Below are 19,578 nucleotides of genomic sequence, written 5' to 3' on the forward strand. Positions count from 1 at the left end.
ACGGCATTATCACCAGCATGTCCCGGAGAGGAAATTGCCATGATAATGCCGTCATGGAAAGCTTCTTTGGTCATTTAAAAAGTGAAGCTTTCTACTCACAAAAGATAACAAAAGTATCCAACACAACTGTGCGAAAGATTGTGCTAGAATACATTCATTACTACAATTGTGTGCGAATTCAAGAAAAATTAAACCACCTATCCCCTAAAGAATTTAGGGAACAGATGGTTTAGGTGTTTTGATATGTGTCCCGTTTTCGGGGTTCACTTCAAAATGTAAGGGTTTTAATATGTTACACAACCAGCAATTACAATTCCGATGGAAAGTGATAAAAACATAAGGAAAAGACCAACTGCTTGATTATCTTCTTCAAGGCTTTTATTAATATTAAAACGTGGTGTAAGCCATTCCGCTAAATAAAAGACAATAATTTGAGCTAATATCCCAACAGCCCCCCATGAAACCATATCAAGAATTGAAATAGAATTAGCAGCCGTTGAATATAAAACGATAGCAAGGCCAAGTAGTCTTCCTCCAAGTACATAGCTTACCGCTTTATTTCCTTGAGCCATTAACTTAAATTCCTTAACTTTCGTTGTCACTTCCATAAGAAAAAGACCGATACATAAAAGTGCAAGTGATACTGCTAAATATAGTAAAAAATTAATCATTTATTTTCCTCCTTCTTAATACCTACCGGTAAATAATACGATTCATTTCCCGTAATTTTTTCTCCAGCACGTATACCGATGCTACTCGCTTTTCCAGCAATTAAAAACGCCCCAAACACGTACGAAAGCTTCTCAATTCCTTTTTCAGTTTCCAAAAATACAACTGGAAGATCTGTATATTTCTGAAATATAGGAAGTGATGATTTATACGTTTCATGTGCATTTCGAATCATAACATTCGTATCCTTATCACGAATCGTAATCGTGTCACCTTCTCTACCGAACGAAGGTTTTTGAACGAAAGGACTTTTCCCAAAAAATAAATCTGGCTCTAAATATGTAGGAAGCATATATTCTTTAATCCACTTTTGTTCCTCACTTGTGTAAAAAGCACCTTCTTCTGCTAATCCCCAAATAAGACATTGAATTGATTTTGGCTGAAGTAAAAAGGCTGACAAAGGATTTATAATACAAAGCTTTCCTTCTTTTACAAGTTGCAAGAGTTCCACTCCCACCAAATCCCCCGTTTCGGGATCTTGATCTTCAATCAAGTCTTCAATTGGATATGTTTGGCGATATAAAATATCAATTGGTACACCATCTCTATCTACTAAAGCATCGGCTGTAATTCTAAGTTCTGTCATTGGCATTACTTTATTTTCAACATGACATAACCCACTCAAATACATAGTCGTATTCCAATCTTCTATATGTTCATGATGAGCTGTGAAAACAACATTTGGATCTTCCATTCCTTTTGCAAACTCCATTACGGCTTTTGTAATACCAGAAGAAAGTAAGCGCTCTTGATTTGCATTTGGATTATCATATCCTAATTCTTCACAAACTTTTCCATTCATTTGAAAGCATTCCACAATAAAAGTCGGAGTGTCACTATTAAACTCAAGCATTTTAATACGATTATCATCTGTTAAAGCAAAATCAAATCGTGAAATAACAGATTCAGGATACATTCTTTTCAGTCTAATAAAAGGCAAGCTTGCAGTTGGAAAACCGAGTTCAAGAAGCTGTTCATTAGATAAATTCCGAAGAATTCTAGCAGTCTTAAAAAATATTTTCCCCATTCTTTCAGTTGCTACTTGTAATTGTTTCATCGTTTGCTCTGTTATCGGGAAAACATGAAACAAACTATATTCACATTCATATAAATCCGACCAGAAATGAGGATAATTCGAATAAAATTCTTTTCGTTTCTTTATGTATTGCGACATATTTTAACCTCCAAATCCACCTTTTGAACCGCTTCCAATTCCACCTTTAAATTCGGCCGAAGATTGATAAGTTTTAAACTCTGATGAATTTTTGAAGGCGGATTTATTTTGATAGTATGTACCACCATAAAAGTAATGTCCACGATAACCTGAACTACTATCATCACACTGCCAAACACCAAGCTCATCATCCCAATCCCAATCAGAACAACTATTATCATTCGGTTCAGGGGGAATATCTTGCGCGCAGCCAAATAAAGTGCCCGTCATTAAAGATGTTAGGACACCACCTACTAGCCATTTCGTTTTTGTCACCTTTGCACTCCCCTTTTAAAATTATATTTCTATTATATAAGATACCATGATAAAGTAGAAGAAAAAGGAAGGAGAGGGATAAAATGAGATTGGAATATCGGCTCAATGATGAAACTAACGGGTATCCGGCTTTATGGAACTACACAAATATTTCTAATTCTGAAATTGTCGCGCGCATGACTTGTGAATATTTTACAAAAGATAGAAATACATATGTCGTTACTGCAACTTCAGTAGATCCAGACGGGACAGCAGTGTTATATATACAAAAAGAAGTTTTTTTCAACGACCCTTCAGATCCTACATACTCGCACATAGGTTTTGAAATTAGGGAACTAAAGGAAACAAGCTCAATTATGATAGAAAGTAAAGATGTTTGGAATTACGAGGATATCTTACCCTCTCTCCATTCAGATATTATATATATTCAACAGGATGGAATACATTTGGAATTCACCCTAGATTCAAGAGAAATTGATGAAGACCGCAAGTGCTATATTTATTATGGGAACTTTACAGGTAAATCGAGATAACATGAGCATATATATTCAACAAAAAAACCTTACGTATAAAACGTAAGGTTTTTTATATAGTCCCACATATGCCGTTATCTATAGATGTCCATAAACCTGCTCTCACAGGTGGATGTTCTCACAAATGTTTGTAACTTCCTTCTTAAAAAGATGGCCTGCTATCTACATTTAAATATTGAACTTCCATATTATACTTATTGGTTTAAGACATACACAAGCTACGTACACCGTAGGAATTTTATATACTATTAGTTGAAATAAGACCCCCGCAAGTGCCGTCTCTCGTAAATGTCCAAAAACCCGCTACTCGCAGGTGGATGCCCTCACAGTTACCGTATATCTTCCTCCACAAGGAAGGCTTGATAATGGTCACTAAATATTGAGCTTCCGTAAAACTAACATCGGTTTTAGACATAAATAAGTTACGCACACCGCAGGATGTATTATTTACTTGTCGTTATATTATCACATTGTTTCCAATGTGTAAAATATAATATTTTTGAAGCAATCTCTTGCTTGTGACCTTATTTTAATACAAATTATTTTTGCATGCAAGTGATTAATCTTCTTCTTTTGCAATTTGATTTTCTGGATAAGAAATCCAATCACTCCAGCTACCTGTATACAACTTAACATTTTGAAAACCAGCTAATGTTAATGCAACTATGTTCGGACACGCTGTAACACCAGAACCACAATATACGATTGTTTCCTTCTCTTTATCAAGATTTTGGAAACGCCCTTGCTGTTCCTCTTCGTTTTTAAAGTGTCCCGATTCTAAAATCCCATCTTTCCAAAAATAGTTTACTGCCGTCGGAATATGCCCTGCCTTCGAATCAACGAGCTCTTCCGCACCAGCATAACGTTTTGGTTCCCTAGAATCAATTAATGTCATATTTGCACCTGCACGAATTTTCCCTCTCACATCTTCCATCGTTACAAGCATATTTTCTTGTATTTCCGGTATAAAAGGTTTTCGTGCAATAACTGGGATATTCGGCGTTGTGTGTAATCCATTCTCTTTCCAAGCTGGAAATCCACCGTCTAATATATACACTTTCTCATGTCCTACATAGTTTAATAACCACCATAAACGAGAAGCCATTGCACCAGCTTGACTGTCATACGCAATCACTGTCGTATGTTCATCAATCCCGGCCTGTGAAAGCTTGTCTGCAAACTCCTCAATATTTGGCAACGGATGGCGGCCACCATGTTCTGCTACAGGACTTGATAAATCTAAATTTAAATCAAAATATAACGCATGAGGAATATGTTCTTCCTCATACTTCTCTCTACCCCAATTAGGATTCGCTAAATCAAATCGACAATCGATTATACGGACATTCTCATCTTCTATATGCTCACGTAACCATTCGACTGTAACAACCATCTTTAACGACCTTCTTTCTCTTGCAAACGACCTACATACTCCATAACCATATCTTTTGTAACAAGTTTACGCTGCAGTGCAACACCATTTTTTGCAAGCTCATTAATTTGCTTTGTTACAACATTAATGACATCAACCGAAAATTCTTTCCCATTTGACGCAAGAGATACGGCTGCTTCAATAGCTGCTTCACGCTGCGCATCTAATTGTAAACATGCTTTTACACTTTCATTTTGTTTACGAGAATGTGCTGTAATTGCTTTATGTACTTCCATCTTCTCTTCCCCCTAAATAAGTTATACGTTCTTATTCAATTCCATTGCAAGCCGAATCATATCACGACATACAATCCCATTTTCAATAATCTCTTCTTCATAATGCTTTGAAAAGTAATCAAAATCAATAGAAAAAATACGAAATCCACATTTTTGATATAAAGCAAGTTGTGAAACACTAGAATTGCCTGTACCAACTTCAAGTTTTGACATACCATATCCTTTAGCAGTTTCTATGGCATGACTTAATAGCTTCTTTCCAATCCCTTTTCCTTGCAAATGCTCTACAACCGCAACGTTCATAATTTCCATCGTCTTCGGCCTTGTTTCCAAAAGAACATATACACCGATAACACTCTCCTCTTGCTTAGCTACATATGTTAAGCCTCTTTGTGTATATGCATCAATTTGGCTTTCACTTGGATCAGCAAGAAGTAATAAAGATTTCGGTATAGCTTCTTTCGAAATACGCTCTATGACAACAGACATAAAAATTCCCCCTCCTCTATTGTTCTAAACCCCCCTTGTCTACCATAGATAATAGAAAGGAGGGATTCACCATGGACAACAATGAGAAAAAATGCAACGTCATCTCTATTGATGGAAAGAAAAAGAAGAGCGACACATATTCCTATCCAAAATTAGTAGTAGAAAACAAAACGTATGAGTTTTCTTCATTCGTCTTATGCGGTGAAACACCAGACGGCAGACGCTTAGTTCTTACCCATATGATTTCTACTGATGAGTTTGCAGGGTTTGTAAAATCTTTAGATACTGTACTACAAAAGAAAATTGAACGAATCTTTTTTTCATAACAGCTATTTAATATAAATTTCTTTTTCAATTTCTACTAACTGCTTTTGTAGCTCTTCTTTACTTTGTTCGTATAGTGATACATCAATTGTTTCAGCTAAAGCGAATAATATACTTTCATAATAATTCTCAACATCTTGCTGCATCACTTTTTGGAATAGGTTCCATTTTGCATCCCACTCTTGCTTATAATGATGAACGAATAAATCTTCTTCATCAACTACATAGTTTGATACGAAAGGTTCTAACACTCCTTTAGCGTCTTCTTGCATAAAAGCTTTATCATTTTTTTCAAAAAAGCTTTTCTCATTTTTAAAATGTGCTAGTGCCTTTTTAAAATCTTTTATTTCTATTGAAGGAAACGGCTCTTTATGTGTAATAATTTTATATTCATAATCCACTGTTCCACCCATAGAAATCGATTCATTTTCCACTTTGCAATTCACAACAATTTCATCCTTTGCACGCTTCATCGCTTCATCTATCCATTTTTCAAGACGTAATGATGTCGCACGCATTTCTTGTAATAAATCATGTTGAATAAATGAAACTAATTCCATTACACATTGCTGCAACTGCATTTTCACATTCCCATCTGTTCGTAACGACGCCGGATTAATAAATTCAGTAAACACATCGTTATAGCGTAAAAATAGACGTTGGTGTACATAATAAAGCAATTCTTTCACTTCATTTTGCATTGCTTGCTCTTCAGCAAGTACACTATATGATGAAATAATATGAAGTAGCTGATTACGCTCTGCTTCATATTTTTTTGTTTGCTTCTCTTTCTCATCATTTCCCTGCTTTGCGCCATTTATCATATTTACAAGAAGCTGATTCGCTCCTTGCAATGCACCATATAAAGCATGCACAGATACAAGCATTAAATCCCTCATCATAAAGGACGTAAATGATTCTTCAAACTTAGTAATCCCGGAGTTTTGTAAAATACCATACTTTTCTTTATCAATACTTTTCCCTTGCTTTTCTTCAAGCGCACATAAACTTGAAATTGCAAATAAACGTGGATTTCTAATACCGTATTGCAGGAGCTGATCAGCAATATAACCTTTTACCATTTCAAGTTCTTCTTCAGATTGTGCTAAATCGGCAGCATTTATTAAGAAGAACATTTTATCAAGTGCAAATGTATCCTTTACACGACCGAGCTGAATTAAAAATTCACGATCTGCACGAGAGAAAACATGATTATAGTATGTTACGAATAAAATAGCATCTGCGTTTTTAATATACTGGAATGCAACATCCGTATGGCGCGCGTTAATAGAATCCGCCCCTGGTGTATCTACAAGAGCTACTCCTTGCCTTGTTAAAGCACAATCATAATAAAGCTCCATATACTCAACAAAGCATGATTTTTCTTCATTAGCTACATAATCAGAGAACTCCTCTAACGTAACTTGTAATTGTTCCCCTAAATGATTAGCAACTGCCTCATATCCTTTTTGTACCGCTCGCAAAAAGCTAAATGTTGTTTTTTGCTTCCCACTTGGTGAAGGGTATTTCATAATTTGATCAATTTTCGTTAACGCTTCTTCCAATGTAGCAATTTCATAGTGAAACATTTTATAAACAGCTTTCATATCTTCTAACAGCGCTTGCTCTGATTTAAACTGGACAATTACCGTTCCATGTTGTTTATCTTCTGTAACTGGCAAAATTTGATTTATTGTTGCTGTCGTTGGGTTTGGCGATACAGGAAGTACCTTTTCACCGAGCAATGCGTTAGCAAATGATGATTTCCCAGCACTAAAAGCTCCAAATAACGCTACTGTAAATTGCTTCGTTTCTACACGCTGTCTTTTGCCAACTACCTCTTGCTGTAGATGTTTCAGTGTAGGCAATGGATCTAATATCGTTTCAGCTTTCTTCACTTTTTCTAATATACGCTGAATATTTAAAGCTTTCGTTCCTTTAATCTCTTCTTCACTAGCCGCTACGTTATCATTTACAATTTCTTGCTCTTGTAGTGTAAACTTCTCACTAACAACTTGTTTTTTACTTTGTAATATTTCGTCTATTTGCAATCCATCTGGTATAGAAATATTTTCATTCCAAATATCTCCTAAATAGCTCTCATATTCCTCATACGTCTTAATGTACTGTAATTTTGTTTCTTTTGCTGTTTGTAACATCGTGTATTTTTCAATTTCTTCTTCAATACGTGCAACTTCTATCTTCACTTTCTTCTGCAATATACCCGTACTTTTTCCAAAGATTTGCTGAGATTTCATAAAGTATCTTTTCTTTAACTCATTTGCAACGTCAGCAGTATAAAGAAGTAAGTAATCACCGGTAAATCCAGCCCCCTGTTTAATTGTTTCAGCCAACACTTCCGGTCCGAAAGCAATTTCTAACGCATATATGTCTTTCCCTATTTCCTCTGTAAATAACCCTTCTTCTTTTAAGAAGGCTACAATAAATTCTTTCACATGAAAATCAAGTTGCGTTTCAACAGTCTTTTGAAGAGCAGAATAAAAAGCATCTACACGTCTCTGTTTTTCTTGCTCCGTCTTTCCTTTCGCAAATAACAAGCCAACTTTAAACTTCGTTAATTTCGTTTCTAAATATTTATTTGCCAATTCTCTCATTTCAAATGGCATTAAATACGCGTTATCTAATATGGCTTGTAAACCTTTTATAAATTCATTTCTCACATCAGATTCTTTACTAGCCACCCGATTTTTATTTTCAGTTAACTCTTCCTTTTTTTCAACTATCTCTGAAAGTGACAGTGGTGATGTTAATTCTTCTTCATATTTCATGAGATGTTTTTCATTTTCAGAAAGAATAAACGAACAATGTTCTTGCAGTAAATATTCTGTTTCTCGCTCCATTCCCTTTCTTACATACTGCTCTTTTTCTTTCATGATAGAAAAGATTAATGCTTCTAAACTTTGAATTTCATTGTATGGATGATTCATCATTCGCAATGATGTATAAAAAATACCATCTACTTCAATATCCCAGTTAGAAAACGACTGTTTTACACTATCTCTATACTCTTCAAACGATAACTCATTTGCTTTATGTTTATCTATTTGGTTTACAACGAGATAAACCGTTTTATTACGTTCTTTCAATTCTTTAACAAATTGTAAGTTAACCTCTGATTGGACATGGTTATAATCCATCATATAGAAAATAACATCTGCAAGATGGAGTGTTGATTCTGTTGCTAATTGGTGAGCATCATCTGTAGAATCAATTCCCGGCGTATCAACTAACATAACCCCATCAGGAATTGGCGCATCATTTCGATAAATATGAACACCAATTACTTCATCACCGTCTTTACATATTTGTTTTAATTCTTCTGCTGAATATGCGCCGTCATATTCATACTGTTCTCCAGACTTAATCGTTACAACAACACGATCAGATCCTCTTTCAATTTTAACAACGTTAGCACTCGTTGGAATCGGACTTGTCGGTAATAATTGCGCTTTATATAGGTGATTCATCATTGTCGATTTCCCCGCAGAAAAATGACCACAAAAAGCTAGCATAAGCTGCTCTTGTTTATATTTTTGAATCACTTCAAACAACTTCAAACTATTCTCTACATCACCGTTTTTTTGCCACTCTTCATAAAAACAAACAAGTTTTTTCATACCGTTTGTCTGTACTATGTTCGTCATCCCCTTGTTCCCCTTTATCCAAGATGTATATACTTTATCCCGCTATTTGTGGGCAGTAAAAACCCGTTTCGTACGGGATAGTAATCAGTGAGGGATAGACCTCCCCGCTGATTAAAGTTTCACTTTATTATCATACTAAATTTTCAGCATATTCACATCAAAAATAAAAAATCCCTTTCATTCTTTTTACAAATGAAAGGGATTTTATGTAATATTATTCATTTTGTTGTTCCTACTCCATTTAATACATACTTTGTAACACCAACATATATAGCAATCGTTCCTGCAACAAGTGCATATACCATATTAACACACCAACCTTTTTTGATAATGATTATCACTTTTGAATACATTTTATCATTAAAGAGAATCATTATCAACAAATTTATAAAAAAAGAAAGCTCCTTCGGGAAAAGGAGCTTTACTGCCTGTTTTAAAGAAGTTTAAAACTTGCTGTGCACTCTTATTATATCTCATAATACACATCTTAGCAGTTTTAAAAATTGGAAATTACCTATATACCCTCCTCTTTACATTTTGTATAATAAAAGGGAATTACTTAACAAGGAGGAAAATAATGACACAAAATATTTCACAAGGCGAGAGGATACATTCCATCGATATTATTAGAGGAATAGCTGTACTAGGTATTTTTCTTGTTAACTGGCCTGTTATCGCTGGGATTGATTCTCGAGACATTTCCGGCGTTTATGATGGATTAGACAGCTATATTCGCTTGTTTTATGACATGTTTATTCAAACAAAATTTTATACTATTTTTTCATTTTTATTCGGATTAGGTTTTTATATCTTTATGAGTCGTGCTGAGGCGAAAACAGATCATCCGAAAACTTTATTTGTTCGCCGCTTGCTCATTTTATTATTATTTGGGTTCTTGCATTACGTTCTTTTATGGGACGGGGACATTTTACATAGTTATGCAATCGCTGGATTTTTCTTATTGTTATTTTATAAGAGAGAACCTCGTACTATTTTGATTTGGGCATTAGTTTTACTAAGCATTTTTCAATTTTTAATGCTAATTACTAGCATTGGAATTGCCTTAATGCCAAGAGATGAGCTAGGACTCTCCTTACCAATCATGCCATTAGAGGACTGGATGTTACAAATACAAAATCGTTTCCATGCGTTTTATTCTGAAGCAATTGGGCTAAGTGCATTCATGCTTCCAGAAACAGTTGGATTATTTTTGCTTGGTTTATATGCTGGCAAAAAAGATATTTTCCGCCGCTCAAAAGAATTAGATCCAAAGCTTAAAAAATGGCAAATCATTATGTTCGTTTTAACATTACCAATGTGGTTCTTTATGGTTCGTTATTTCTTGTCAAAACAACCTTATGATCCGATTTACATGAGTGCCTTTACAATGTTTAGCGGAAAAACATTATTCATCTTCTACATTTTCACACTCATGCGTTTATTACAAAAAGAAAGATGGCAAACATTATTACGCCCATTCCAATATGTCGGACGAATGGCGTTAACAAATTACATCACGCATACGATTATTACGTTACTTGTATTCGGCCTATTTTTCAAAAAGTATTATCCCGCTCCATTATGGGTGGGACCACTATTTTGCATCGGCTTTTATACGTTACAAATCTTTATTAGCCGCTGGTGGCTTTCACGTTACCAATATGGGCCACTTGAATACATTTGGCGCCTTGGTACGTACGGTAAGATGATGCCACTTAAAAAGAAAAGCAAGGTCTCATAATGAGACCTTGCTTTTTACGCTTCTCTTACTGCACTTTGCATAGAGACTGGTTCTTCTTTTACTTTTACTTTGCGATGCGGCACCATATTAAATACGATATTTAAAAGTACTGCTGACGCACTTCCAAGTACAATTCCGTTATCTGTTAAAATACGGATGTTTTCCGGAAGCTGTGAAAATAACGTTGGAACAACTGTAACTCCAAGTCCGATTCCGACAGAACATGCGACAATTAATAAATTTTCTTGTTTTCCAAAATCAACACTGCTTAACATTTTAATACCATATGCCATAACCATGCCGAACATTGCTAGCATTGCACCGCCAAGTACTGATTTCGGAATAATTGTTGTAATGGCTGCGATTTTAGGAATAAACCCAAGAGCAATTAACATACCACCACAAGTATAGATAATGACGCGATTTCTTACTCCAGTTAATTGAACAAGTCCTACGTTTTGAGAATATGTTGTGTATGGAAATGCGTTAAAAATACCACCTAGAACCATTGCCAATCCTTCTGCGCGATAACCTTTTGTTAATTCTTTTTCACCGATCTTCTTATTACAAATATCAGATAATGCAAAATATACCCCTGTTGCTTCCACAATTCCTACGCAAGCAACGAGAATCATCGTAATAATTGGCGTTAATTCAAATGTTGGTGTACCGAAGTAAAACGGCTGAATACCGTGGAACCAATCTGCCTCTCCAACCGCTTGCAAGCTTACTTTCCCCATAAATGCTGCGACGATTGTACCGAACAAAAGACCAAGTAATATAGAGATTGAACGGATAAATCCATCAAAGAAACGATACATAATAATGATAAATAATAAAACACCAAATGCTAACGCTAAATTTTCTAGACTTCCGAAATCTTTACTTCCAACTCCTCCAGCCATATCATTAATAGCTGCTGGAACAAGTGTAACCCCAATAACTGTAACGACAGATCCTGTTACAACAGGAGGAAACAGTTTTACAAGCCTCCCAAATAATTTCGCGAAAATAACAACAAATAATCCCGCAGCAATAATTGCTCCATATATAGAGGACACGCCGTATTGTTTACCAATTGCAATCATCGGTCCAACCGCTGTAAATGTACAACCAAGTACAACCGGAAGCCCAATACCGAAAAAGCGATTTGATAATGCTTGTAAAATCGTTGCTACGCCGCACATTAATAAGTCAATCGATACTAAATACGTTAATTCTTGTTGATTTAAACCAAGTCCCCCGCCGACAATAAGAGGAACAATAATTGCGCCAGCGTACATGGCAAGCATGTGCTGAATACCAAGCGATGCGATTTTAAATGGGTGCTGCTTCATCGTTAGTTCACCTCCGCAGTTTCTTGCTGTACAAATGTAACTGTGCCGTTATCAAGTGATGCAATTTCTGCTAGTGATTCAACACGAACACCCTGTTCACGCAGCTTCTTTCCTCCATCTTGAAATGCTTTTTCAATAACAATGCCAATTCCCGCAATACTTGCCCCGGCTTGCTCTACTAAACTCATTAAACCTAAAGCAGCCTGACCATTTGCTAAAAAGTCATCAATAATTAATACATGATCATTTTCATCAATATGATTTCGAGATAATGAAATCTCGTTCGTTTCTTGTTTTGTAAATGAATATACGTTTGCAACATACATATTATCTTGTAACGTTAACGATTTACGCTTTCTTGCAAAAACTACTTTTACACCAAGCTCTAAAGCAGCCATAACCGCTGGCGCAATGCCTGAAGATTCAATCGTCACGATTTTTGTAATGTTCTCTTCTTTAAAACGCTTAGCAAATTCTTTTCCGATTTCTTGCATAAGTACTGGATCAATTTGATGATTTAAAAATGCATCTACCTTTAATACATCACCAGATAAAACCTTTCCTTCGTTCAAAATCTTTTCTTGTAATACTTTCATGTTAGTTCCTCCTCTTATGCAAATAAAAAACTCCAAAAGCCGCCACCACTCGTTACAAGTGAGAGACGTGCTTTTGGAGTTTCGCAAAAAAGAATGCTAAACAAGCAAATATATTCGTCCTCACTCATAGTCAAAGTATTTACGGTACTTCGGTAGAAACTTGCAGGCCATATCCCCGCGATTATATGAGTGTAGCTAACTTATTTATTTATAGAAGGATTATAACGCACTTTTTTCACTTTGAAAAGCATTTATCGAAAAAACACGTACGAATTTTATGAAAATACCATTTTTGTTCGAGTTTTTCAAACTTTCACATTTCATATTACAACGTCGTTAATATGATAGGACCATCCTTCGTAATCGCAATTGTATGCTCATACTGTGCAGATAATTTCCCATCCATCGTCCGTGCAGTCCATCCGTTTAAATCTACTTTAGAATATCGCATACCGGCATTTACAATAGGTTCAATTGTAATTACCATTCCTTCTTGTAATTCTGGTCCTTGCCTTGGCTTACCAAAATGAAAAATTGCTGGTTCCTCATGAATTTCTTTACCAATTCCGTGTCCCGTAAAGTCTCTTGCAACAGAAAACCCTTCAGAGGCTACATAACTTTCAATTGCGTATCCAATATCTCCAACATGGTTACCACTTATTGCTTGCTCAATCCCTTTATATAAAGCACTCTCTGCTACTAACAATAACCTTTTTGCTTCATCAGAAATATCTCCAACTATATACGTCCATGCAGAATCCGAAAGCGCACCATTTAAGTTTACTACCATGTCAATTGTCACAATATCTCCTTCACTTAAAGGAACATCTGTTGGAAACCCATGACACATTTCATTGTTCACAGATGCACATATTGCGTATGGATAATCGTTATACCCTTTCTGTTCGGATCTGGCACCATGCTCTTCTAAATATGCTTCAACAAACGTATCAATTTCTTGTGTAGTGATACCTGGTTTCATCATTTTTGCAATTTCTCTATGACAAGAAGCTAGTAACTTCCCCGATTCATGCATCAAATCTATTTCATTTTTCGTTTTAATTATAATCATACTACCTCTCCTTACTAAACTTGCTATTTGCTACTAAACTTCAATCATACACATCCTCTTCCAAAATTTCAAAACTTCTAATTACAACAAGTACAAAAACAAACATCATTTATTTCTACATCAAAATAAAAAAACAGAAGCTCTCCTCTGTTTTTTAATCATTTTCACATATATAATTCATTTTCAAAAACTCAAAACAACTACCATTTGTTTTCTGTATAAACGTTCCAACAGCTTCGAATCCTGCTCTTTTATACACTTTAATCGCTCTTTCATTAAATGTCGCTACTGATAGTGTTATATAATTGCATCCGTATTTTTCTTTACTAAAATCTAATCCAGCTTTTACGAACTGTAAACCTAATCCATTGCCTGTTATATCAGGTCTCATTCCAAGTCCTATATCAACTGTTTGATTATTTATGTTACTAAAACTAAAGAAACCAATGAGAGTACCATTTTCCTTCACAGAAAATGTATGATTCCCTCTACTCTCATCCTCTAAAAACTCAGCTAAATCTTCTTCATCTGCCTCTATATCATAAAAGGAATACTCCCCTTCATAATGCCAGTTGTATGCAATTTCTTCTGCTTCCGCTTGCGACATTACTGTAAACATATAGCCCATTTCTCTCACTCCCTCATAAAAAAAAGCTGCAATTAAGCAGCTCCTGTTTTATAACTCATAAATCTCTTTATATTTAGCTTCTAAATAATCAGCTAAGTAGTTTGCATTTAAACCTTCACCTGTCACATCTTTTAAAATTTCAAGTGGTTTTTTCGTTTTGCCATATTGGTGAATATTCTCTGTTAACCATTCACGAATTGGTGTCACGTTTCCTTCTTCTAATAATGCATCAAAGTTTGGAATATCCTTTAGCATCCTATGTTTAAATTGCGCTGCATACATATAACCAAGCGCATAAGATGGGAAGTATCCAAATGAACCACCAGCCCAGTGAACATCTTGCAATACACCTTGTGCATCGTTTTCCGGACGAATTCCTAAATATGCTTCCATCTTATCATTCCAAGCCGCTGGCAAATCCTTCACTTGTAATGTACCATCAAATAATTCTTTCTCAAGTTCATAACGAACCATGACGTGAAGCGGATATGTAAGCTCATCTGCTTCTATACGAATAAACGATGGCTTCGATTCGTTAATCGCATCATAAAACTCATCTACTGATATATCATTGAATTGACCATCGCTATACTCTTTTAATAAATCATAATTTTTCTTCCAGAATGATTTATTACGACCGATAAAGTTCTCAAAGAATAATGATTGTGACTCATGAATACCCATAGAAGTTCCACTACATAGCGGTGTACCTTCAAATTTCTCTGCAATATTTTGTTCATATACAGCATGACCACATTCATGAATCGTGCCGAAAACAGCCATACGGAAGTCTTTCTCATCGTAACGAGTCGTAATACGAACATCCCCTCTATTTAATGTAATTTCAAAAGGATGTACCGTTTCATCAAGACGACCCGCTTCAAAGTTATAGTTCAATTGTTTTAATAACTCTAAAGTAAAATTCTTTTGTTTTTCTTTTGAAAAATGTTCAGCTAAAGCATTTGTTTTTAACTCTTTTTTAGACTCAGAAATTTCTTTCACAAGCGGAACGATACGTTCACGTAGTTGACCAAATACATGATCTAACACTTCTACTGTGATTCCCGGCTCATACATGTCTAATAGCGTGTTATATTTGTACGTTTCGTAACCCCAATATGTAATAAACTTCTTTTTGAATTCAACAATTTTTTCTAAATACGGACGGAACATTTCGAAGTCAGATTTTTCGCGAGCTTCTTCCCATACACTTTCCGCTTTCGCTTCTAATTTCACATACGCTTCATATTCCGCTTGTGGAATTTTCTTATTTCTATCATATTCTTTACGACACTCTTCAACCATTTTCTTTGTCGTTTCAGAAAGTTTATTTTCAATAATTAAAGATTCTAGTTCAGTTAAATAGTTCCCCATCTCATCTGAAGTCGACATCGCAAACACTTCGGATGAAAGCATTCCAATTACTTCTGAACGCTGGTCTACTCCTTGCTTTGGTGCACCTGTTCTTAAATCCCAAAACATTAAGCTTAATGCCTCTCCGTAATTCTCTATCTTCTTCACATATGTTAAAAATTGTTTTTCCACTTCATATGTAGCAACTGTCATAGTATAAAAAACCTCCTTTTTCTACCTCAAACTTATTTCGACACTGAAACATAAATTCCTTTTCTAATAGAAAAAAAGCTTGGCAAATGCCAAACTTTTCCCTACAACATTTTTTCGCTTAAAGTACTTTTCCTTCTACCGGAAGTACTTTCTTCACTGCTTCTATCACTTTTTCATCTTCATTATCTGATAAGAATAATGATATAGCACCTTTATCTTCACTTGTACGAATTAAACGTCCAATTCCTTGGCGAAGACGTAAAATCATATAAGGCACATCTACGTCCCAGAATGGATCATTCACATGTTTACGCTTCGCCTCAAACACAGGATCGTTTGGAGGGAATGGTAATGACCAAATAATAACATGTGATAATGATGAACCTGGAATGTCTAAACCTTCCCATAAATGAACGGCACAAAGTACAGTCTCTTCTTCATTTTGGAAACGAGAAACGAGCTGACTAATTTCTTGATCTCCTTCATATAGAAACGGCACTGACATTTGCTCTTTACTTACATATTCTTTAAACGCTGCAAGTTCTTGCGTTGTACGGAATAATACGAGTGTACGTCCATTTGTTTTTTGTATATTTTCAAGTGTATATTGACACTTTCTTTCCCATTCATTTTCTTTCGTATACGGAAGTAAGTTTACTGTCATTTGCTCTTCATAATCAAACGGCGAAGCAACTGAGAATGATAAGTAATCTTTTACCCCTAGACTATTTGCAGTAAATGCGAACGAATCATTGTCAGATAATGTCGCAGAAGAGAAAATATATGGAATCTTCTTCGAGAATACTTTTTCTTGTAACACTTCTTCAACTGCACGCGGCATAATAACTAACGTGAAAGCACCATCGCCTTCTTCACCCCACGTAATTACATTTTTCTCGTGCATGAAAAGACGAAGTGAATGCTCTAACACATCTAAATGCTCATCAACAATATTTAAATCGTATGTGTTTACTGTATGCATTTCACTTTCAAATACTAATGCATCACCGACTTCACCGATTTTCGCATAAAGTCTTTTCGCTTCTGCAGTTACCTTTTCTGTCACAGTAATTTCTAAACGATCAGAACCTTCAATTTCCTTTTTATTCTCTTGTAGTACCCCAAAGAATTGTTCAGTTTGCCAAATTGTTTCTTCTACTAAATGTGCGAACTCTTCACGAATATCATTTTGTAATAATCTCGTTAAAAGTTGCTCCATCATCGTTTGTTTTAAACGGTACGTTAAAGCTTTTTGAGCTGCATATTCTACAAGATGCCCTTCATCGAATACAACGCAGCTACTTTCTGGTAATAACGGAATTTGTCCTTCACGTTTGCGAGCTTCGTACGTCCAAATATGATCCATATAGAAATCTTGAGAACAAATGATTAAATCTGCCGCTTTACGATAATGCTCGCGCGAAAGAGTTTGACCACAACGATGACGAGAATCACAAGTGAAGCAATCTTGGAAGTAATCCCAGTTTACCTTTGACCATTCCTCGTCATTTAACAGTGGAAATTCTTTTCGATCACCATAGTGAGTAAAGTTCTGCATCGTACCATGATCGAATACGAACTGAGGTAATTCGTAATATACATCTTCAATTACTTCTGGAGCTCGTCCACTCATAACATCTTCAAGTTTACGTAAACATAAATAATTATCCATTGACTTCGCAAGTCTAACATCAACAGATAGCCCTAATGCTTCAGATAACTTAGCAATGTCTCCTTCTTCTTTCACAAGCTGCTCAATTAACGTTTCATCTGCACAAGCGATAATAGCCGGCTTCCCTGTATAACGTGCATAACAAATTGCATATAGAAGATATACAATTGTTTTCCCTGTTCCTACACCTGCTTCTGCAAACATAACTTTCTTCTCTTGGAAAGCGCGCTCTAACTGAAACGCCATAAAAATCTGTTCATCACGCTCTTCAAAACCTTTTTCCGGAAGAATGTCGTAAAACACATCTCCAATCCACTCATTCAACTTATCATAAAAATTATCTTGTTTTCCTACTTCAAATGGTAACCTATTCTCAGTAAACATCCTTAGCCTCCAACCAAACAGTTTTTCTATAAAAAGATATAGCAACTGCTACTCACATGTGTGCAGCCACTTTCCCCTGTTACAATACATAGAAATACACGAAAAAAAATTTTCCTTTCGAAAAAGGAAAATTTTTTTCTATATTAATGACCTTAAATAACGTTTATCAATCGCTGTTTCATGTGAAAGAGCTGACAAATATTCTTCCTGCGCTTTTTGTATTCCCTCTACAATTGCACCTTGACTATCCACTTCTTTTCCGAGCTCATCATACGTACGGTGAATAGCTTTTTGAATCATCGAGAATTGGAAACTATCCATATCACTTCCTCCTTTACGTATTACATAATAGCCAGTATATGCGTGCTGGAGGAGTTTTATACTATGAATTACGCGGTGGACGCTTTCCGAAGTATTGATAGTAATCTGTACGGATAAATCCGTTAAACAGTTTACGCTTTTTCGATGCATCTTTCCCATAACATTTCTCAAATGCTTCATAACTTGTTAATAAATACATTGACCACGTATCTAATGGGCGGAATACCTCTCCCATTTCTTTATATAATTTTTCAACAAGCGCTCTTTCACTTAAACGTTCTCCGTATGGAGGATTCGTTACAACATAGCCATATTCCTCTTTTGTCGTGAAATCTTTTACTTGCATTTGTTTAAATGATATAAGATCCCCTAATCCAACTTCTTCTGCGTTATCTTGGGCAACTCTTATCATACGGTGATCGATATCTGATCCAATGATTTGCAATGGTTGATTATAATTAGCTAAATCTTCAGCTTCTTGACGAGCTTCGCGCCAATTTTGTTTACCAACCCAGCCCCATTCATCCGATGCAAAACCTCGGTTAAATCCTGGTGCGATATTTTGTCCAATTAATGCAGCTTCAATTGGAATTGTACCAGATCCACAGAAAGGATCAACGAAAGGACGATCCGCCTTCCAGTTTGTTAACTTAATTAAAGACGCAGCTAATGTTTCTTTTAAAGGCGCTTCACCTTGCTCAAGACGGTATCCACGTTTATGAAGACCTACACCACTCGCATCGATTGTTAACGTCGCAATATCCTTGAGCATTGCAATTTCAATACGGAATAACGGTCCATCTTCTTCAAACCAAGTTGTGCGTCTATACGTTGTTTTTAATTTCTCAACAACAGCCTTTTTAACGATACGTTGGCAGTCTGAAACGCTAAATAATGTTGATTTCAAAGATTTCCCAATAACAGGGAATTCTCCGTTCTCTGGAATATAATCTCCCCAGTTTAACGCTTTTGTTTTTTCAAATAACTCATCGAATGTTGTTGCTTTAAATTCGCCGACTTTAATTTTCACACGGTCTGCAGTACGTAACCATAAATTCGTACGACAAATCGCTTTTTCATCCGCTTCAAACGTTACCTTTCCGTTTTCCACTTCACATTCATAACCAAGATCGCGAACTTCTCGGGCAACTAACGCTTCAATACCCATTGCCGCTGTTGCAATTAAAGTAACTTTTCCCATTTGCATTCACCTCTTATGTATAATCAAACAATAATTAATAACATGTTTTCCTATTAATTATCACATATTACGAAGAATATTCTCATTTACCATTTTAACTCACAATTTATAACTTCATACAAATAAAAAGCCCTCCTCTAACAAAGGAGAGCTGAGTTATTTC

At 35.5% G+C, this 19,578-nt stretch carries 20 protein-coding genes, 2 other RNA genes and 1 riboswitch; of the genes, 4 read left to right on the forward strand and 18 right to left on the reverse strand.

Features of this window, described 5'->3' with window-relative positions; all coding sequences use genetic code 11:
- Positions 1-233 (forward strand): IS3 family transposase (locus tag ABH955_RS11540; protein WP_404491131.1); only part of this gene is annotated, 233 nt, incomplete at its 5' end.
- Between the two features lie 51 nt (positions 234-284).
- Here ABH955_RS11540 and ABH955_RS11545 read toward each other — a convergent pair.
- The 3 genes from ABH955_RS11545 to ABH955_RS11555 are packed head-to-tail and all read right to left on the reverse strand — an operon-like array spanning position 285 to position 2,218.
- Positions 285-671: a DUF350 domain-containing protein gene (locus ABH955_RS11545; RefSeq protein ID WP_002117799.1), complete on the reverse strand. Its 387-nt coding sequence runs from the start codon at positions 669-671 to the stop codon at positions 285-287.
- Positions 668-1,903 (reverse strand): glutathionylspermidine synthase family protein, encoded by a 1,236-nt coding sequence (locus ABH955_RS11550; RefSeq protein ID WP_404447361.1) that lies wholly within the window; start codon positions 1,901-1,903, stop codon positions 668-670. Before ABH955_RS11550 ends, ABH955_RS11545 begins: the two co-directional genes overlap by 4 nt.
- A 3-nt stretch (positions 1,904-1,906) precedes the next feature.
- On the reverse strand, positions 1,907-2,218 hold the full coding sequence (locus ABH955_RS11555; RefSeq protein WP_113937080.1) for a hypothetical protein: 312 nt from the start codon (positions 2,216-2,218) through the stop codon (positions 1,907-1,909).
- 83 nt (positions 2,219-2,301) lie between these two features.
- Between ABH955_RS11555 and ABH955_RS11560 the strand changes: the two genes are divergently transcribed.
- On the forward strand, positions 2,302-2,751 hold the full coding sequence (locus tag ABH955_RS11560; protein ID WP_404447364.1) for a hypothetical protein: 450 nt from the start codon (positions 2,302-2,304) through the stop codon (positions 2,749-2,751).
- Between the two features lie 55 nt (positions 2,752-2,806).
- Here ABH955_RS11560 and ssrS (ABH955_RS11565) read toward each other — a convergent pair.
- From ssrS (ABH955_RS11565) to ABH955_RS11585, 5 genes are all read right to left on the reverse strand, one after another.
- Positions 2,807-2,990, reverse strand: a non-coding RNA gene (gene ssrS, locus ABH955_RS11565) — 6S RNA.
- A gap of 21 nt (positions 2,991-3,011) precedes the next feature.
- Positions 3,012-3,194, reverse strand: a non-coding RNA gene (gene ssrS / locus ABH955_RS11570) — 6S RNA.
- 116 nt (positions 3,195-3,310) lie between these two features.
- Entirely contained in the window at positions 3,311-4,144 is an 834-nt protein-coding gene (locus ABH955_RS11575) for a sulfurtransferase (RefSeq protein ID WP_242309099.1), read from the reverse strand.
- Between the two features lie 2 nt (positions 4,145-4,146).
- Positions 4,147-4,419, reverse strand: a complete 273-nt coding sequence (locus ABH955_RS11580; RefSeq protein WP_113937077.1) for a YpbS family protein — start codon at positions 4,417-4,419, stop codon at positions 4,147-4,149.
- 21 nt (positions 4,420-4,440) lie between these two features.
- Positions 4,441-4,908: a GNAT family N-acetyltransferase gene (locus tag ABH955_RS11585; RefSeq protein WP_404447368.1), complete on the reverse strand. Its 468-nt coding sequence runs from the start codon at positions 4,906-4,908 to the stop codon at positions 4,441-4,443.
- A 71-nt stretch (positions 4,909-4,979) separates the two neighbouring features.
- Here ABH955_RS11585 and ABH955_RS11590 point away from each other — a divergent pair, with 71 nt between their 5' ends.
- A complete protein-coding gene (locus tag ABH955_RS11590; protein ID WP_000369740.1) occupies positions 4,980-5,234 on the forward strand; it encodes a DUF3931 domain-containing protein in 255 nt (84 codons plus the stop codon).
- Between the two features lie 3 nt (positions 5,235-5,237).
- Here ABH955_RS11590 and ABH955_RS11595 read toward each other — a convergent pair whose 3' ends face one another.
- Both ABH955_RS11595 and ABH955_RS11600 read right to left on the reverse strand, forming a co-directional pair.
- The gene (locus ABH955_RS11595; protein ID WP_404491132.1) at positions 5,238-8,897 is read right to left on the reverse strand and encodes a dynamin family protein; all 3,660 of its coding nucleotides are present in this window, start codon (positions 8,895-8,897) and stop codon (positions 5,238-5,240) included.
- Between the two features lie 218 nt (positions 8,898-9,115).
- Entirely contained in the window at positions 9,116-9,238 is a 123-nt protein-coding gene (locus ABH955_RS11600; RefSeq protein WP_273541939.1) for a hypothetical protein, read from the reverse strand.
- A gap of 236 nt (positions 9,239-9,474) precedes the next feature.
- Here ABH955_RS11600 and ABH955_RS11605 point away from each other — a divergent pair, with 236 nt between their 5' ends.
- Entirely contained in the window at positions 9,475-10,638 is a 1,164-nt protein-coding gene (locus ABH955_RS11605) for a DUF418 domain-containing protein (protein WP_404491134.1), read from the forward strand.
- Between the two features lie 14 nt (positions 10,639-10,652).
- Here the strand turns inward: ABH955_RS11605 and pbuX are convergent, their stop codons facing one another.
- The 8 genes from pbuX to ABH955_RS11645 all read right to left on the reverse strand — a co-directional run bounded on the left by pbuX (position 10,653) and on the right by ABH955_RS11645 (position 19,415).
- The gene (gene pbuX, locus ABH955_RS11610) at positions 10,653-11,975 is read right to left on the reverse strand and encodes a xanthine permease PbuX (protein ID WP_404447378.1); all 1,323 of its coding nucleotides are present in this window, start codon (positions 11,973-11,975) and stop codon (positions 10,653-10,655) included.
- Between the two features lie 2 nt (positions 11,976-11,977).
- The gene (locus tag ABH955_RS11615; RefSeq protein WP_002086571.1) at positions 11,978-12,571 is read right to left on the reverse strand and encodes a xanthine phosphoribosyltransferase; all 594 of its coding nucleotides are present in this window, start codon (positions 12,569-12,571) and stop codon (positions 11,978-11,980) included.
- A gap of 107 nt (positions 12,572-12,678) precedes the next feature.
- Positions 12,679-12,780, reverse strand: a riboswitch (purine riboswitch).
- A 116-nt stretch (positions 12,781-12,896) separates the two neighbouring features.
- Complete coding sequence (locus ABH955_RS11620) at positions 12,897-13,643, reverse strand: type I methionyl aminopeptidase (protein WP_016101466.1); 747 nt, start codon at positions 13,641-13,643, stop codon at positions 12,897-12,899.
- A 154-nt stretch (positions 13,644-13,797) separates the two neighbouring features.
- Positions 13,798-14,271: a GNAT family N-acetyltransferase gene (locus ABH955_RS11625; protein WP_113937072.1), complete on the reverse strand. Its 474-nt coding sequence runs from the start codon at positions 14,269-14,271 to the stop codon at positions 13,798-13,800.
- Positions 14,272-14,319: 48 nt separating this feature from the next.
- Positions 14,320-15,837 carry a carboxypeptidase gene (gene ypwA, locus ABH955_RS11630; RefSeq protein ID WP_404447386.1) on the reverse strand — a complete coding sequence of 506 codons (1,518 nt, stop codon included), beginning with the start codon at positions 15,835-15,837 and terminating at the stop codon, positions 14,320-14,322.
- Positions 15,838-15,955: 118 nt separating this feature from the next.
- Positions 15,956-17,893 carry an ATP-dependent DNA helicase gene (locus tag ABH955_RS11635; protein WP_002011942.1) on the reverse strand — a complete coding sequence of 646 codons (1,938 nt, stop codon included), beginning with the start codon at positions 17,891-17,893 and terminating at the stop codon, positions 15,956-15,958.
- A gap of 138 nt (positions 17,894-18,031) precedes the next feature.
- A complete protein-coding gene (locus tag ABH955_RS11640) occupies positions 18,032-18,214 on the reverse strand; it encodes a DUF3921 family protein (RefSeq protein ID WP_113937070.1) in 183 nt (60 codons plus the stop codon).
- A 61-nt stretch (positions 18,215-18,275) separates the two neighbouring features.
- Positions 18,276-19,415, reverse strand: a complete 1,140-nt coding sequence (locus ABH955_RS11645; RefSeq protein WP_002011868.1) for a THUMP domain-containing class I SAM-dependent RNA methyltransferase — start codon at positions 19,413-19,415, stop codon at positions 18,276-18,278.
- Positions 19,416-19,578: the final 163 nt, after the last annotated feature.

It is taken from the genome of Bacillus sp. RC240 (genome assembly GCF_044907945.1).
GTDB lineage: Bacteria > Bacillota > Bacilli > Bacillales > Bacillaceae_G > Bacillus_A > Bacillus_A mycoides.

Excerpts from the sequence above, each read along its gene's own strand:
- ABH955_RS11545 (WP_002117799.1), bottom strand. The coding sequence starts at position 671 with ATGATTAATTTTTTACTATATTTAGCAGTATCACTTGCACTTTTATGT.
- ABH955_RS11550 (WP_404447361.1), bottom strand. The coding sequence starts at position 1,903 with ATGTCGCAATACATAAAGAAACGAAAAGAATTTTATTCGAATTATCCT.
- ABH955_RS11560 (WP_404447364.1), top strand. The coding sequence starts at position 2,302 with ATGAGATTGGAATATCGGCTCAATGATGAAACTAACGGGTATCCGGCT.
- ABH955_RS11575 (WP_242309099.1), bottom strand. The coding sequence starts at position 4,144 with ATGGTTGTTACAGTCGAATGGTTACGTGAGCATATAGAAGATGAGAAT.
- ABH955_RS11580 (WP_113937077.1), bottom strand. The coding sequence starts at position 4,419 with ATGGAAGTACATAAAGCAATTACAGCACATTCTCGTAAACAAAATGAA.
- ABH955_RS11585 (WP_404447368.1), bottom strand. The coding sequence starts at position 4,908 with ATGTCTGTTGTCATAGAGCGTATTTCGAAAGAAGCTATACCGAAATCT.
- ABH955_RS11590 (WP_000369740.1), top strand. The coding sequence starts at position 4,980 with ATGGACAACAATGAGAAAAAATGCAACGTCATCTCTATTGATGGAAAG.
- ABH955_RS11595 (WP_404491132.1), bottom strand. The coding sequence starts at position 8,897 with ATGACGAACATAGTACAGACAAACGGTATGAAAAAACTTGTTTGTTTT.
- ABH955_RS11605 (WP_404491134.1), top strand. The coding sequence starts at position 9,475 with ATGACACAAAATATTTCACAAGGCGAGAGGATACATTCCATCGATATT.
- pbuX (WP_404447378.1), bottom strand. The coding sequence starts at position 11,975 with ATGAAGCAGCACCCATTTAAAATCGCATCGCTTGGTATTCAGCACATG.
- ABH955_RS11615 (WP_002086571.1), bottom strand. The coding sequence starts at position 12,571 with ATGAAAGTATTACAAGAAAAGATTTTGAACGAAGGAAAGGTTTTATCT.
- ABH955_RS11620 (WP_016101466.1), bottom strand. The coding sequence starts at position 13,643 with ATGATTATAATTAAAACGAAAAATGAAATAGATTTGATGCATGAATCG.
- ABH955_RS11625 (WP_113937072.1), bottom strand. The coding sequence starts at position 14,271 with ATGGGCTATATGTTTACAGTAATGTCGCAAGCGGAAGCAGAAGAAATT.
- ypwA (WP_404447386.1), bottom strand. The coding sequence starts at position 15,837 with ATGACAGTTGCTACATATGAAGTGGAAAAACAATTTTTAACATATGTG.
- ABH955_RS11635 (WP_002011942.1), bottom strand. The coding sequence starts at position 17,893 with ATGTTTACTGAGAATAGGTTACCATTTGAAGTAGGAAAACAAGATAAT.
- ABH955_RS11640 (WP_113937070.1), bottom strand. The coding sequence starts at position 18,214 with ATGGATAGTTTCCAATTCTCGATGATTCAAAAAGCTATTCACCGTACG.
- ABH955_RS11645 (WP_002011868.1), bottom strand. The coding sequence starts at position 19,415 with ATGGGAAAAGTTACTTTAATTGCAACAGCGGCAATGGGTATTGAAGCG.